This window comes from Streptomyces sp. NPDC006872 (genome assembly GCF_040635845.1).
GTDB lineage: Bacteria > Actinomycetota > Actinomycetes > Streptomycetales > Streptomycetaceae > Streptomyces.
In genome coordinates this window covers 606,782-619,369 of sequence record NZ_JBEYIL010000002.1, presented here as the reverse complement: position 1 = coordinate 619,369, position 12,588 = coordinate 606,782, and the positions used below count along the sequence as shown (strand labels likewise).

Annotated in this window: 13 protein-coding genes; 8 read left to right on the top strand and 5 right to left on the bottom strand. The window is 71.3% G+C overall.

The features are described 5' to 3' along the window. The first annotated feature begins 131 nt into the window (after positions 1 to 131). On the top strand, positions 132 to 2,612 hold the full coding sequence (locus tag ABZ725_RS07795) for a carbohydrate binding domain-containing protein (RefSeq protein WP_358801842.1): 2,481 nt from the start codon (positions 132 to 134) through the stop codon (positions 2,610 to 2,612). A gap of 87 nt (positions 2,613 to 2,699) precedes the next feature. Here the strand turns inward: ABZ725_RS07795 and ABZ725_RS07790 are convergent, their stop codons facing one another. Continuing rightward, complete coding sequence (locus ABZ725_RS07790; RefSeq protein WP_358801841.1) at positions 2,700 to 2,912, bottom strand: ATP-binding protein; 213 nt, start codon at positions 2,910 to 2,912, stop codon at positions 2,700 to 2,702. A gap of 236 nt (positions 2,913 to 3,148) precedes the next feature. Here ABZ725_RS07790 and ABZ725_RS07785 point away from each other — a divergent pair, with 236 nt between their 5' ends. The 5 genes from ABZ725_RS07785 to ABZ725_RS07765 all read left to right on the top strand — a co-directional run bounded on the left by ABZ725_RS07785 (position 3,149) and on the right by ABZ725_RS07765 (position 6,478). Beyond that, entirely contained in the window at positions 3,149 to 3,940 is a 792-nt protein-coding gene (locus ABZ725_RS07785; RefSeq protein WP_358801840.1) for a hypothetical protein, read from the top strand. After that, positions 3,940 to 4,653, top strand: a complete 714-nt coding sequence (locus tag ABZ725_RS07780) for a DUF1775 domain-containing protein (RefSeq protein WP_358801839.1) — start codon at positions 3,940 to 3,942, stop codon at positions 4,651 to 4,653. Before ABZ725_RS07785 ends, ABZ725_RS07780 begins: the two co-directional genes overlap by 1 nt. A 113-nt stretch (positions 4,654 to 4,766) precedes the next feature. Next, on the top strand, positions 4,767 to 5,234 hold the full coding sequence (locus ABZ725_RS07775; protein ID WP_358801838.1) for a DUF6174 domain-containing protein: 468 nt from the start codon (positions 4,767 to 4,769) through the stop codon (positions 5,232 to 5,234). A gap of 72 nt (positions 5,235 to 5,306) precedes the next feature. Continuing rightward, the gene (locus ABZ725_RS07770) at positions 5,307 to 5,726 is read left to right on the top strand and encodes a hypothetical protein (protein ID WP_358801837.1); all 420 of its coding nucleotides are present in this window, start codon (positions 5,307 to 5,309) and stop codon (positions 5,724 to 5,726) included. A gap of 95 nt (positions 5,727 to 5,821) precedes the next feature. Continuing rightward, on the top strand, positions 5,822 to 6,478 hold the full coding sequence (locus ABZ725_RS07765) for a DUF3105 domain-containing protein (protein ID WP_358801836.1): 657 nt from the start codon (positions 5,822 to 5,824) through the stop codon (positions 6,476 to 6,478). Positions 6,479 to 6,561: 83 nt separating this feature from the next. Here the strand turns inward: ABZ725_RS07765 and ABZ725_RS07760 are convergent, their stop codons facing one another. After that, positions 6,562 to 7,452 carry a zinc-binding dehydrogenase gene (locus ABZ725_RS07760; RefSeq protein ID WP_358801835.1) on the bottom strand — a complete coding sequence of 297 codons (891 nt, stop codon included), beginning with the start codon at positions 7,450 to 7,452 and terminating at the stop codon, positions 6,562 to 6,564. 126 nt (positions 7,453 to 7,578) lie between these two features. On the opposite strand from ABZ725_RS07760, the gene ABZ725_RS07755 reads away from it, so the two are divergent. Beyond that, positions 7,579 to 7,989, top strand: coding sequence for a helix-turn-helix domain-containing protein (locus tag ABZ725_RS07755; RefSeq protein ID WP_358801834.1), 411 nt, complete (start codon positions 7,579 to 7,581; stop codon positions 7,987 to 7,989). A 101-nt stretch (positions 7,990 to 8,090) separates the two neighbouring features. Then, positions 8,091 to 8,663, top strand: coding sequence for a MarR family transcriptional regulator (locus ABZ725_RS07750; RefSeq protein WP_358801833.1), 573 nt, complete (start codon positions 8,091 to 8,093; stop codon positions 8,661 to 8,663). A gap of 52 nt (positions 8,664 to 8,715) precedes the next feature. Here ABZ725_RS07750 and ABZ725_RS07745 read toward each other — a convergent pair whose 3' ends face one another. The 3 genes from ABZ725_RS07745 to ABZ725_RS07735 all read right to left on the bottom strand — a co-directional run bounded on the left by ABZ725_RS07745 (position 8,716) and on the right by ABZ725_RS07735 (position 12,478). Beyond that, on the bottom strand, positions 8,716 to 9,426 hold the full coding sequence (locus ABZ725_RS07745; protein ID WP_358801832.1) for a gamma-glutamyl-gamma-aminobutyrate hydrolase family protein: 711 nt from the start codon (positions 9,424 to 9,426) through the stop codon (positions 8,716 to 8,718). Beyond that, positions 9,423 to 10,931 carry an aldehyde dehydrogenase gene (locus ABZ725_RS07740; RefSeq protein WP_358801831.1) on the bottom strand — a complete coding sequence of 503 codons (1,509 nt, stop codon included), beginning with the start codon at positions 10,929 to 10,931 and terminating at the stop codon, positions 9,423 to 9,425. Before ABZ725_RS07740 ends, ABZ725_RS07745 begins: the two co-directional genes overlap by 4 nt. A gap of 89 nt (positions 10,932 to 11,020) precedes the next feature. Next, the gene (locus ABZ725_RS07735; RefSeq protein WP_358801830.1) at positions 11,021 to 12,478 is read right to left on the bottom strand and encodes an APC family permease; all 1,458 of its coding nucleotides are present in this window, start codon (positions 12,476 to 12,478) and stop codon (positions 11,021 to 11,023) included. Between the last annotated feature and the right edge of the window lie 110 nt (positions 12,479 to 12,588).

Sequence of the window (12,588 nt, the reverse complement as noted above, 5' to 3'; positions counted from 1 at the left end):
AGGCCCCGCGGTGCGGCCCGCGGCCCCGCCACAGACTCCGGGCGATCCGCTTCGGCAGCCGCCCGGTGCAGGAAGATCCGCGTCGCGGCCCGCGGCGCGCAGGACACCTTCACCCAGCAAGGAACGTCGCGATGAAGCGTCGCAGAACGGACCGCCCGGGCGTCCGGGCATCCCGCATCCTCACCCTGCTCGCCACCCTGGCGGGAGCCCTGCTCCTGCCGGCCCACACCGCCCTGGCCGCGGGTACCGCCCACTACGTCAACTGCTCGGCCGCCTCCAACGGCAGCGGCACCCAGGCCAGCCCCTGGAACTCGGTCGGCAGCGTCAACAGCACGTCCTTCACCGCCGGGGACAGCATCCTCTTCGCCGCCGGCACCACCTGCACCGGCCAGCTCACCCCCGGCGGCTCGGGCGCCTCCGGCAGCCCCGTCACCATGGGCTCGTACGGCACCGGCGCCAAGCCCGTCATCGACGCCAACGGCGCCACCGGCCCCGTCATCCACCTGCTGAACCAGCAGTACTGGGAGATCGGCGGCCTGGACCTCACCAACGCGGCGTCCTCGCCCGCCTACCGCTCCGGCGTCCTCGCCGAGAACAGCTCCGGCGGCGTCCTGCACCACATCCGGGTGCACGACATGAGCATCCACCACATCAGCGGTTGGTCGGGCGGCTGGTACGCCACCAACGCGGGCGTCGGCGTCCAGACCGACCACACCACCCCCGTCTCCACCTGGGACGACGTGGTGGTCGAGAACAACACCTTCGACCATGTCGACCGCATCGCGGTGGCCGTGACCCCCGACGCCGACGGCCAGGGCACCGGCCTGACCACCGGCACGGTCATCCGCAACAACACCATGACCTACGACGGCGCCGACGACATCCTCGTCGTGAAGAACGACGGCGCCCTCATCGACGGCAACAAGGCGGGCTACGGCGGCGCGAAGAACACCTGCCCGCCGTCGGGCCAGTACTGCAACGGCGCCTCGGCCGGCATCTGGATGTCCGGCAGCACCGACACCGTCGTGCAGAACAACGAGGTGTACTGCCATGTCAACGGCGCCGACGGCACCGGCTACGACGTCGACTGGGGCAACCACAACACCACGTTCCAGTACAACTACAGCCACCAGAACCTCGGCGGCTTCATGCTGGTGATGCCGCCCTTCACCATCGCGGGCGAGCCCACGTCGACCGTCCCGAGCGACGGCACGGTGATCCGCTACAACATCAGCGAGAACGACGGCACCAACGCGGGCTGCCCCGCCGCCGGCACCCCGACCCATGGCACGGGCGTCTTCCACTTCGTTGGCAACATCCCCAACCAGAGCGGCAGTTCGGTCGCCGTCCCGCTCATCTACAACAACAGCATCTACGTCAACCAGAGCGGCCTGAACACCCCGATCCTGTACTCGCGCAGGGGATCGAGCGTCACCGGCACCCTCTCCTTCCGCAACAACGCGGTCTTCAACTACGGCACCGGCGGCTACTTCACCACCAGCTCCGGCTCCGTGTACTCCAACAACCTCTTCTACGGCAACCACCCGTCCTCCGAGCCCACCGACTCGGCGAAGGTCGTGACCGACCCCCAGTTCCGCAACCCCGGCAACGCGGCCACCTCCTCCTCGTACACCGGCAAGAACGCCTACCAGGTCCACCCGTCCTCCCCGGTGATCCGGGCCGGCGCGGTCATCAGCGGCAACGGCGGCAAGGACGCCTTCGGCAACACGGTCTCCGCCACGGCCGCGCCCAACATCGGGGCCTACAACGGCGTCGGCGGCAATCTGCTCTCCAACGCGGGCTTCGAGACGGGGGCGTTGAGCCCTTGGACCCAGGCCGGCGGCGCCTCGTCCTCCGTGCCGAACACGAACGCCCGCACCGGCGGCTACGCGCTGACCACCGCGGCGAGCGGCAGCGGCGCCAACCAGTCACTGACCGTCCTCAGCCCCAACACCACGTATCTGCTGACCGGTTGGGCCAAGGTGGCGAACGCGGGTGAAACCCTCGCCATCGGCGTCAAGGGCTTCGGCGGCACGGAGACCTACACCAACATCGCCACCACGTCGTACACCCAGGCGGCGGTCCTCTTCACCACCGGCTCCGCCAACACCTCGGCCACGGTCTACTGCTGGAAGAACAGCGGCGGCAGCGGGGCAGGCTACTGCGACGACCTCGCGGTCGAGCCCCTGGCCTCCGCCGCCAACGCGGTCACCAACCCGGGCTTCGAGAGCGGCGCCCTGACTCCGTGGACCCAGAGCACCGGGACGGCGTCCGGTGTCGTCGCCTCGAACGCCCGCACCGGTACGTACGCCCTGCAGACCGGAGTCAGCTCCAGCGGCGCGATCCAGACGGTCAGCGGCCTCACCTCCAGCGGCGGCTATCTGCTCGCCGCCTGGAGCAAGGCGGCCACCGCCGGTGAGGAGGTGGCGGTCGGCGTCAAGAGCTTCGGCGGAACAGAAACGTATCTGCGGAACTCGACGACGTCCTACGCACAGCAGCCCGTCTTCTTCACCACCGGCGCCGCCACCACCTCGGCCGCGACCTACTGCTACAAGAACTCCGGCTCCGCGGCCGGCTACTGCGACGACTACACGCTGATCAAGCTCCCCTGACCCGACGACCGATTCCCGGCAGGAGAACCTGAGCAGTGGGCGGGCCGGTGGTAGGTGCGTCCGACCCGCCCACAGGAGAGGAGTCGATCAGGGAAAGCGGACGGTGACGGTGAGGCCTCCCGGGCTGCCGGGTTCGGCCGTCGCCTCGGTTCCGTGGGCCTCGGCGATGGAGCGGACGATGGCGAGGCCCAGCCCGTGGCCGGTGGCGCCGACGCGGTCCTGGGCGAGTCCCCGGAACGGCTCGAACAGGTCCGGTACCCGTTCTGCGGGCACGGTGGGCCCGTCCGATCGCGTCCTCACCCTGCGCAAGGGCAAGCTGACGGACGAGGCCCGACCACAGCCCCTCTGGTCGTAGGTGAGGGTGTACGCCGGTGCCAGGTGCAGCGCGAATCCGGCCGGGCCGCCGGACTCCTCGGCGAACTGTGAACGGCCCCGCCCACCACGACGTATACGACGAGGTGGGGGATGAGAACTCGGCCGTGTGGCACACGGCGAACGGCCGGTAGGCGAAGATGGCAGTCGTGTCACCTGATCATGTGACCGGGCACGAGAGACGTACCGGAGCAGGCCGGGCCAGCCACGCGGGAGCGTGTACGCGGGCCGGTCTGTTCGCCGTGCTCGGCACCGTGCTCGCGACCTTCGGGCACCACGCGGTCGCCGACGGCACAGTGCCCTGGCGGCTGGTGGCCGTGTTGATCGTGGCGCAGTTCGCGGCGGTCTGGCCGCTCGCGCGGCGCCGCTACGCGCCGGTCGCCACCATCGCCTGCACCCTGGCGACACAGGGGGCTCTGCACCTCGCTCTGTCCTACACGGACGGCGCTGCCTCGATGACGATGCCGCAGCACGCGATGCACGCCGGGCACATGGCGTCCGCCGCCGGGGACGGTCACTCCTGGCATCACGCGGGAGCGGCGATGACGGCCGTGCACACGCTCGCCGCGCTGGCGGTCGCGTGGCTGCTGCACCGGGCGGACGCGGGGATGACGGCGGCGCTCGGCACGCTGCACACGCTTGCCAGGGCGGCGGTGGCCGCCCTCGCCCAGGCGTTGCCGCGGGCGGTCGCCGATCCGGAGCGGGCACTGCTCGGGCTGCCCGCCGGGCGGACCGGCGCCTTCTTCGCGGTGGCGGCTCGGGCATGGGAAGAAGTACTGGAGTACGCGGTGGTTCGCAGGGGGCCACCGCGGCGGGAGCACCCTCCGGTCCTTCACCGGTCCCGGCCGCCCCGACGGGCGCGGGGCCGGATTCTCCCGTATCAGCAAGGAGTTCCCCTGTGTCCTTTGTTTCTGCTTTCGCCCGCCCGACGGCGCGTGCCGGCCGTCGTTTCGTAGTGGCCGGCGCCGTCGCGCTGACGGCGACGCTCGCCCTGGCCACACCGGCCGCGGCGCACGCGGAGGTCGAGGCCGACAATCCTCAGGCCCTGGCGGAGAACGTCACCCTGACCTTCGTCTGCGAGGCCGAGTCCGCCTCCGCAGGCTTCAAGGAGGTGCGAGTCGTCCTCCCGGCAGGCATAGCCCCCACCGACGTCACCCTCGGCGAGGCCCCCAAGGGCTGGAAGCTGACGGCCACCGAAGACGGCTACACCGTCGGCGGGCCGGCGATCAAAACCGGGGTCGACGCCGAGCACACGATCAAGGTCCGGCAGCTGCCGGATGCGAAGGAGCTCGCGTTCAAGACCATCGACACCTACAGCGACGGGGAGATCTCCCGCTGGATCGAACTGCCCACCGGCGGCAAGGAGCCCGAACAGCCCGCCCCGGTCCTGGAGTTGAAGGCCGCGGCGCCGGGAGCCAAGTCGGTCGCTCCGAGCCCGACAGCGACCCAGAGCACGGTGCCCACCACGGCCGCCGCATCCCCCTCCGCCTCCGCCTCCCCCACCGCAACGGAGTCGGACGCCACGCCGGCCGCCAGTGACACGGCCGCCGACGAGGACGAGGGCATGTCCTCCGGCGTCCTGGCCGGTGTGATCGTCGCCGTCCTGCTCGTCCTGGGCGGCGGAGCCTGGTGGCTGGTCAAGCGGCGGGCGGCCTCGTCCGAGAGCTGAGGTTCACCGCCGTCGCCCCGGGGCTCGACCGCCCGGGGCGACGGCCGACGGACTGCCGTGAACGTTCTGGGGTCGGCTCGCGTCACAGTGGCAGCCGAACCGAGGGAGTTCCCATGGCCGACGAACGTTCCCGTCCCCGTTTCGTCTCCGCAGCCGCGCTGGCCGCGACCCTGCTGTGCGCCACCGCAGCCTGCGAATCCTCGCCGTCCTCGGAATCCCCCGGGAAAGACCGGCCGAAGACCGCCTGGGTCGAGCCCGCCTCCTACACCTACACGCTGACATCGCTCACCCAGGTCCTGGCGGGAACCTTCCGCGTGACGGTCCGGAACGGCGCGGTGGCCGAAGCCGTCGGGCTCGACGAGGACAGCCGACGCCAGGCACAGGAGCAGCCGGATCGAATCCCCACGATCGGCGGGCTGTTGAAGACGCTGGCAGAGGCCCGCAGCGACGGCGCCGACACCGCGGACGCGGAGTACGCGGCCGACGGGCGCCCCGTGCGGATCTCCCTGGACCGGGACGAGAACTCCATCGACGACGAAGCCCAGTACACGATCAGCTCCTACGAACCCACCCCCGGCTAGCGCGACCGCTCCCACTCACCGGTCGGGCCCGGCGGCCGCGTCGCCCACAGGGACCGCTTAGCATCACCGGTGATGAGGAGCCGGGCGCAGTCGGCGCAGCACAGGACCCGCGGGGCGCGGTGGACCACGCACGTCACGTTCCTGTGCCCCGCCCTGGCCGTTCTGCTTGCAACTGCCGTGATGTGCCTGGGCTATGTGGCACACGGAAGCGGCGACCACGCCGCTGCGACGACGACCGCGGCAGGCGCTCCTGCCGAGCACCACTCGGCGCCGGCCGCATACGCGGGTGACTGTCCCTCAGGGGACGTGTGCTGCGCTCAGGCGTTCCACCACGTGACGGGAGTGCTCGTCGCACCCGTCCAGCGGTCCGCGGCGGTCCTGCCCCGTACGCCGGGCCTCCCCCGGCGGCCGGACGGCCCCACGCTCCTCGCCCGGCCTCCGCCGGCCGTCGGCGCTCCCGATCTTCACGTCCTCCAGGTGCAGCGGACCTAGACGGGTGCCGTGGCGCCGCGCACCCGCGCCCGCGCCGAACGCCATCCACTCACCCCCTGCACCCACCGCCGTACGGCGGGAAGAAGGGCTCAGCCATGAGCAAGACCAGCAAGAAGGCCGCATCCCTGTCCCGTAAGGCCCGCATCGAGGAGATGCGGCGCGCCGAGAAGGCCCGCGACCGCAGAAACCGCGTCTTCGCCATCACGCTCGGCACGGTCGTCGTCGCCGGGCTGGCGGGCTGGGGCGCGTACGCCGTCAACAGCGCCGACGAGAAGTCCGAGCAGCAGGCCGCCGCCGCGAAGGAGCCCGTCTCCGGCGAGAAGACGTGGAACGCGAAGAAGCTCACGCAGAACCACGTTCAGGGCCAGGTCGACTACCCGATGAACCCGCCCGTCGGCGGCGACCACAGCCAGGCGTGGATGACCTGCAACGGCACCGTCTACACGAAGGCCATAGCGAACGAGAACGCCGTGCACTCCCTGGAGCACGGGGCGGTCTGGGTGACGTACAACTCCAAGGTCGCCGAGGCCGATGTCAAGGCCCTCGGCGACAAGGTGGCCAAGACCCCGTACACGCTGATGAGCCCCGTCGAGGACCAGTCCGGGACGATCACGCTGTCGGCCTGGGGACGGCAGCTCACCGTGGACAAGGCGTCCGACCCTCGGGTCGAGCAGTTCCTCACCAAGTACGTCCAGGGCCCGCAGACGCCCGAGCCGGGAGCAGCCTGCACCAACGGACTGACGTCCGCATGATGCCGGGCCCGGCCTGCTGAGTCCGCCGTCGGACGCCGCCGCCCGGCGGCGTTCGGCGGCGTTCGACCGGGCCTCGAGCCCGGCTAGGGCGCCAGGACCAGCCGTCCCCGTGTCCCGCCCTCCGCGAGCCGGGCGTGGGCCTTGGCCGCGTCCGCCAGGGCGAACGTCTCGGCCACCCGCAGTGTCAGCACGCCGTCGTCCACCAGCCGGACCAGCTCCGCCAGCCGGGCCCCGTCGGCGGCCACCTCGACCGCGGCGGTCCGCACGCCCCGCACGGAGGCGGGCTGGGCCCCCGGGATCACCCCGGCGAAGGCGCCCCCGTCCCGCACCCACGCCAGCGCCCGCTCACCGAGCTGCGCCGCGTCCAGGACGGCGTCGGCCCCGCCGGCCGCGACCTCACCTGTGCTGAAGTGCGCGGCGCCGAGAGACCGTACGAACTCCTCGTCCGCCGGCCGGGCCACGCCCGTCACCGTGACCCCGCGGTGTGCGGCCAACCGCACCGCGAACCCGCCGAGCGCGCCCGCCGCCCCGGTCACCACCAGCGACTGTCCGGGATCGAGCGACAGCAGGTCCAGGGCCTGTGCGGCGGCGAGCGCGTTCAGTGGAAGGGTGGCCGCGTGGACGGTGTCGACCGTCGTCGGGGCCTTGGCCACCGCGGACGCCGGGACGACGATGTACTCCGCGTGCGAGCCCAGCTCGGCGCCCATGCCGTAGTGAAGCGCGACGACCTCCTCGCCCACCTGCCGGTCGGCTCCCGCGCCCACCGCGTCCACCGTCCCGGCGATGTCCCAGCCCAGCCCGAGCCGTCGGCCCGCCCCGCCGAACGCGCCGACGCGCACACCCGCGTCCACCGGGTTCAGCGCGGCCGCCGCCACCTTGATCCGCACCTCGCCGGCGCCTGGCTCCGGTGTCTCCACCTCGACGATCTCCACGGCCTCGGGCCCGCCGAACGAGGTCACCACAGCAGCACGCATCACACTCAACTCCCCATGTCAGGCAATTCGCGGCGGGGTCTTCGCCGCTGCGCACAACCCTAGGAAGAGTTAGTATCCAGGGGATAGTAGTTACCTGAAGGTGCCTACCTACCCATGAGGTGAGCCATGGCGACGAAGACGGCGGCCCAGCAGCGCGAACAGGCCCGGCACGAGTACGACGCGTTTCTGCGCAGCTGCCCCACCAACCAGCTCCTCGACCGCATCAGCGACAAGTGGATCAGTCTGGTCGTCGCCGCCCTCTCCGTCGGCCCCCAGCGCTACAGCGACCTCAACCGCACGATCGCCGGCGTCAGCCCCAAGATGCTCACCCAGAGCCTGCGCAGCCTCGAACGCGACGGCATCCTGACCCGCACGGTCACCCCGTCCGTCCCGGTCCGCGTCGACTACGAGCTCACCCCGCTGGGCAGCAGCCTCGCCCAGCTCCTCACCGCCGTGAAGACCTGGGCGGAGACCCACTTCGACGAGGTCCACGCGGCCCGCGACCGCTACGACACCGACCACCGCGACCCCGCCTGAAGCCGACGCCGTTGCGCCGCTGAGCCCAGCGCGAGCTGGATACAATTTGGGCACGAACGACTTCGCGCGATGCGGCCTCGCGGCTGCGAAGGAGTGTGCCTGTGCCCGGCCACCGATCCATCACCCAAGCCGAGAAACTGGCCGCGGCCAAGCTCGGCGGGGTTCCCGTCCGCACGGAGCGGATGGCCGCCGTCGCCAATATCTACCGCGCCGCCTCGGCGGTCCGGCAGCATCTGGAGAACTCCGTGCTGCGCGGCGCCGACCTCACCTGGACGGCGTTCGTCGTGCTGTGGGTGGTGTGGATCTGGGGCGAGTCGGAGACACGGCACGTGGCCGAGGAGGCGGGGATCTCCAAGGGGACGCTCACCGGGGTCTCGCGGACGCTGGAGAAGCGCGGGCTGGTGCGGCGGGCCGCTCACCCGACGGACGGCAGGCTGGTCCTGCTCAGCCTCACCGAGGAGGGCGAGGCGCTGATGCAGCGGCTGTTCCCCGCGTTCAACGACGAGGAGGGCTTCGTCACCGCGCAGCTGACCGACGAGGAGTGCCGCAGCCTCGCCGACGGACTGCGGCGCGTGGTGCTCCAGGTGGAGGAACAGGGCGAGGAACGCCGCCTGGCCCTCCTCGACGGCGCGTCCCCGGCACCGCGTCGCAGCGGCCGCCGTCCACAGAGCTGAGGCCGCGCGCCCTTTGTAGGCGTTGCCGAACCGCACGTGGACGGCGACGGCGTCAGCGTCTCTCGCGGGCCGCTCGCACGAGGGCGTCGAAGAGGCCCTGTTGGGCGGGGTCCTCGTGGGCGGTGTCCTCGGGGTGCCACTGGACGGCGGTGAACCAGCCTGGCGCGCCGGGAAGTTCGAGCCCTTCCACCGTGCCGTCGGCGGCGCGTGCGGTGACCGTGAGTCCTGCCCCGAGCCGACTGGTCCGCTGGTGGTGGTAGCAGGAGGCCAGGGCCTTCTCCGCGCCGGTCGCCTGCTCCAGCAGCGTGGCGCGCTGGATCGCCACCGGGTGCAGGAGGTGGCGGTGCTCGCGGTCCGGGCCGCCCATGTCCTGTTCCAGGGTGCCGCCGAGGGCGACGTCGACGACCTGCAGACCGCGGCAGATCGCCAGCAGCGGTATGCCCGAGTGCAGTGCGTGGCGGGCGACTTCGAGGTCGAAGGCGTCCTGGAGGTCGTCGACGTCGTACACGGCGTCATGGGTGTCGGCGGCGCCGTAGCGGTGTGGGGCCAGGTCGCCTCCGCCGGGGAGCAGGACGCCGTCGAAGCGGGCGAGGCGGGCGGCGACGTCCGAGTCCGCGGGGTGGATGCCCGCCGGTTCGCCCCCCGCCCGCCAGACGGCCTCGATCAGCGCGCGGGCGTTGACCTCGGCGGCGTACCGCAGCGCGGAGGTCGTGGCGGAGAAGCGGGCGGGGATCGCGATGAGCGGTCGCGGGGGCGTCGTCACAGCTGGATCCACGTGGTCTTGAGTTCGGTGTACTTCTCCAGGGCGTGGGCGGACTTGTCGCGGCCGTTGCCGGACTGCTTCACGCCGCCGAAGGGGACGGTCAGGTCGCCCTCCTCGTAGCAGTTGACCCAGACCGTGCCGGCCTTCAGGGCCCGGGAGACCTTGTGGGCGGTGGACAGGTCAGAGGTCCACAGGCCGGCGGCGAGCCCGTACTCGGTGGCGTTGGCGAGGCGTACCGCCTCCTCCAGGTCGTCGAAGGCGAGGACGGAGAGGACGGGTCCGAAGATCTCCTCCCGGGCGAGCCGCATGCCGGGGTCGACCTGGTCGAAGACGGTGGGCCGCAGATAGCTGCCGCCGGTGTCGGCCAGGGTGCGTTCGCCGCCGACGCGCAGCCGCGCGCCTTCTTCGCGGCCGGTTCCGACATGGCCGAGGACGCGTTCCAGATGGCTCTCGCCGACCAGTGCGCCCATCTCGGTGGCGGGATCCAGCGGATCCCCGACCCGCAGTTCCCGGGCACGCGCCACGATCGCCTCGGTGACGCGTTCGGCGACGGACGAGTGGACGAGCAGCCGGGAGGGGGCCGTGCACATCTCCCCCTGGTTGAAGAAGATGCCCCAGGCGGCGGTGGCGGCGGCCTTCTCCAGGTCGGGGGCGTCGGGGAGGATGATGTTCGGCGATTTGCCGCCGAGTTCCAGCCAGACGCGCTTGAGGTTGGAGTCGGCCGCGTAGCGCAGGAAGTGGCGGCCGACCGCCGTGGATCCGGTGAACGCGAGGACGTCGACGTCGGGGTGCAGTCCGATCGCCCGCCCGGCCACGGGCCCGTCGCCGGTCACCACGTTGAGCACGCCCGGGGGCAGACCTGCCTCGGTGGACAGCCGGCCGAGCAGCAGCGCGGACAGCGGGGAGTTCTCCGACGGCTTCAGCACGACGGTGCAGCCCGCGGCGAGCGCGGGAGCCACCTTCCAACTCGCCAGCGTCAGCGGGAAGTTCCACGGCACGACGGCGCCGACGACTCCGGCCGGCTCCCGGGTGACCAGGGCCAGCGCGTCGGGAGCGGTGTGCGGGGACTCGTCGGTCTGCTTGTCCGCCGACTGCCCGTACCAGCGGAAGGTGTTGATCGCGGCGCGCAGTTCGATGTCGTAGGCGTCCGTGATGGGCTTGCCCATCTCCAGGCTGACGGTCAGGGCGAGCTTCTCCCGCTGCTCTTCGAGGAGTTCCGCGATGCGCAGCAGGATCCGGCCGCGGTCGGCGGGGGCCAGACGCGGCCAGGGGCCCGTGTCGAAGGCCCGGCGCGCGGCGGCCACGGCCAGGTCGACCTCGGCGGGCCGGGCGTTCGCGACCTCGGCGAGGCGTCGCCCGTCGCGCGGCGAGACGACGGTGAACGTGGAGCCGCTGCCCGGCTCGTTCGCACCGTCGATGTGATGCTGTCCGGGCAGGCTCAGGTCCTTGGCGCAGTCTTCGGCGCGGCGTAGCAGCTCTTCGTGGGTCAGAGCCAGGCCTGGCATCCGCTTCCCCTTCGTGTCTGTTTCCTGTCCGTACGGCACCCGGGAGCGGGTGCCGGGTGCCGTACCCGACCATCGGCGCGGCGGCGGGATCAGCCCGCGGCTCGGGAGTTGTGCCGGGTCAGCCGTGCCGTGACGAGTCCCAGGACCAGCACGGCCGGGACCGACAGCTCGAGCCAGACGGCGGTGGTCCGGTCGCCGCCGATGAGCGTCGTGAAGTTGTCCAGGATGAGCCAGATCGAACCGGCGATGCCGAGCGCTCCCAGGATCGGCGCGATCAGTGTGTTCCAGGGCCGGCTGTCGACGCGCGAGCGGCGGAAGTAGACCACCACGGAGACCGAGGTCAGGAAGTACAGGAGCATGATCCCCAGCACGGCGATGCCGCTGAACCAGGAGAAGAGCGTCAGCACCGGGTCTTTGCCCAGCACCGCGAACGGCATGACCATCGCGACGGCGATCACGGTCTGCACGGCGCCGGCCGCCCAGGGCGAGTGACGCCGGTTGACGGTGGTGAGGCCGTGCGGCAGCAGTCCCTCGCGGCCCAGGGAGAACAGGTAGCGGTTGGCGGAGTTGTGGAAGGCCAGGATGCCGGCGAAGAGCGAGGTGGCCAGCAGGACGGGCAGCACGTCGTCGGTCCAGGCGCCGAACTGGGCGCCGATGGGTGCGAAGACGAACGATGCGGCGTCGCCGGACTCCACCGCCTTGCCCGCCTCGGCCGTGACCTGGGACGCGCCGTGCGCGGAGACCAGCATCCAGGAGGTGAAGGCGAAGAAGCCGGTGATCACCGCGAGGGACAGATAGGTGGCCCGCGGCACGGTCTTCTTGGGCTCTCGGGCCTCCTCGCCGTAGATGGCGGTCGACTCGAAGCCGAACATCGACGCCACGGCGAACATCAGCGCCACACCGGGAGCGCCCTGCAGTGCGGCGTGCGGCGAGAAGCTGTCGGCGACATTGAGGCCCTCGGGACCGCCGCCCTTGAAGAAGGTCACGAGGGAGAAGACGGTCAGGATGCTGAACTCCGCCAGGACGAAGACGGCCAGGACCTTCGCTCCCATCTCGATGCCGACGGCGCCGAGGATCTGGACGATCACCATCGTGACGAGCGCCCAGACCCACCACGCCACGTGCGTGTCGGTGTAGTGCTCGACCAGGCCGCTCACCGTCGCGCCGTACAGCCCGTACATGGCGGCCTGGATGGCGCAGTAGGCGAAGAGGGCGACACCGGCGCTGCCGGAGCCGGTCGGTCGGCCGAGGCCCTTGCCGATGTAGGTGTAGAAGGCGCCGGCGTCCACGACGTGGCGGCTCATGGCCACGAAGCCGATGGAGAACAGCAGGATCACGACGCCGACCGCGAGATACGCGGCGGGAACGCCGGCTCCGTTGCCTATCAGGATGGCGATGGGCACGGCGCCGGCGATGCCGGTCAGCGGCGCCTGGGCGGAGAGGACGAAGAACACGATGCCCAGGACGCCGAGCGAATCGGGCTTGAGCCTGCCTGTCATGGATGAATCTTGCGCGGTGTGCGGGGCAACCGCCGTCTGACTGTCCACTCGGATCACCTGCCGGGACGGGGAAGGGGACGGGAAGGTAAGCGCGGGGGGATTCGTTTCGATCCAAACGAGTTGCCTCATAGTGGGCTGGAACTATCCGTTTGGCAAGG

What these genes read in the sequence shown, in the direction of transcription:
- ABZ725_RS07765 (WP_358801836.1), top strand. Translation starts at nt 5,822, where the DNA reads ATGAGCAAGACCAGCAAGAAGGCCGCATCCCTGTCCCGTAAGGCCCGC.
- ABZ725_RS07770 (WP_358801837.1), top strand. Translation starts at nt 5,307, where the DNA reads ATGAGGAGCCGGGCGCAGTCGGCGCAGCACAGGACCCGCGGGGCGCGG.
- ABZ725_RS07755 (WP_358801834.1), top strand. Translation starts at nt 7,579, where the DNA reads ATGGCGACGAAGACGGCGGCCCAGCAGCGCGAACAGGCCCGGCACGAG.
- ABZ725_RS07740 (WP_358801831.1), bottom strand. Translation starts at nt 10,931, where the DNA reads ATGCCAGGCCTGGCTCTGACCCACGAAGAGCTGCTACGCCGCGCCGAA.
- ABZ725_RS07795 (WP_358801842.1), top strand. Translation starts at nt 132, where the DNA reads ATGAAGCGTCGCAGAACGGACCGCCCGGGCGTCCGGGCATCCCGCATC.
- ABZ725_RS07775 (WP_358801838.1), top strand. Translation starts at nt 4,767, where the DNA reads ATGGCCGACGAACGTTCCCGTCCCCGTTTCGTCTCCGCAGCCGCGCTG.
- ABZ725_RS07760 (WP_358801835.1), bottom strand. Translation starts at nt 7,452, where the DNA reads ATGCGTGCTGCTGTGGTGACCTCGTTCGGCGGGCCCGAGGCCGTGGAG.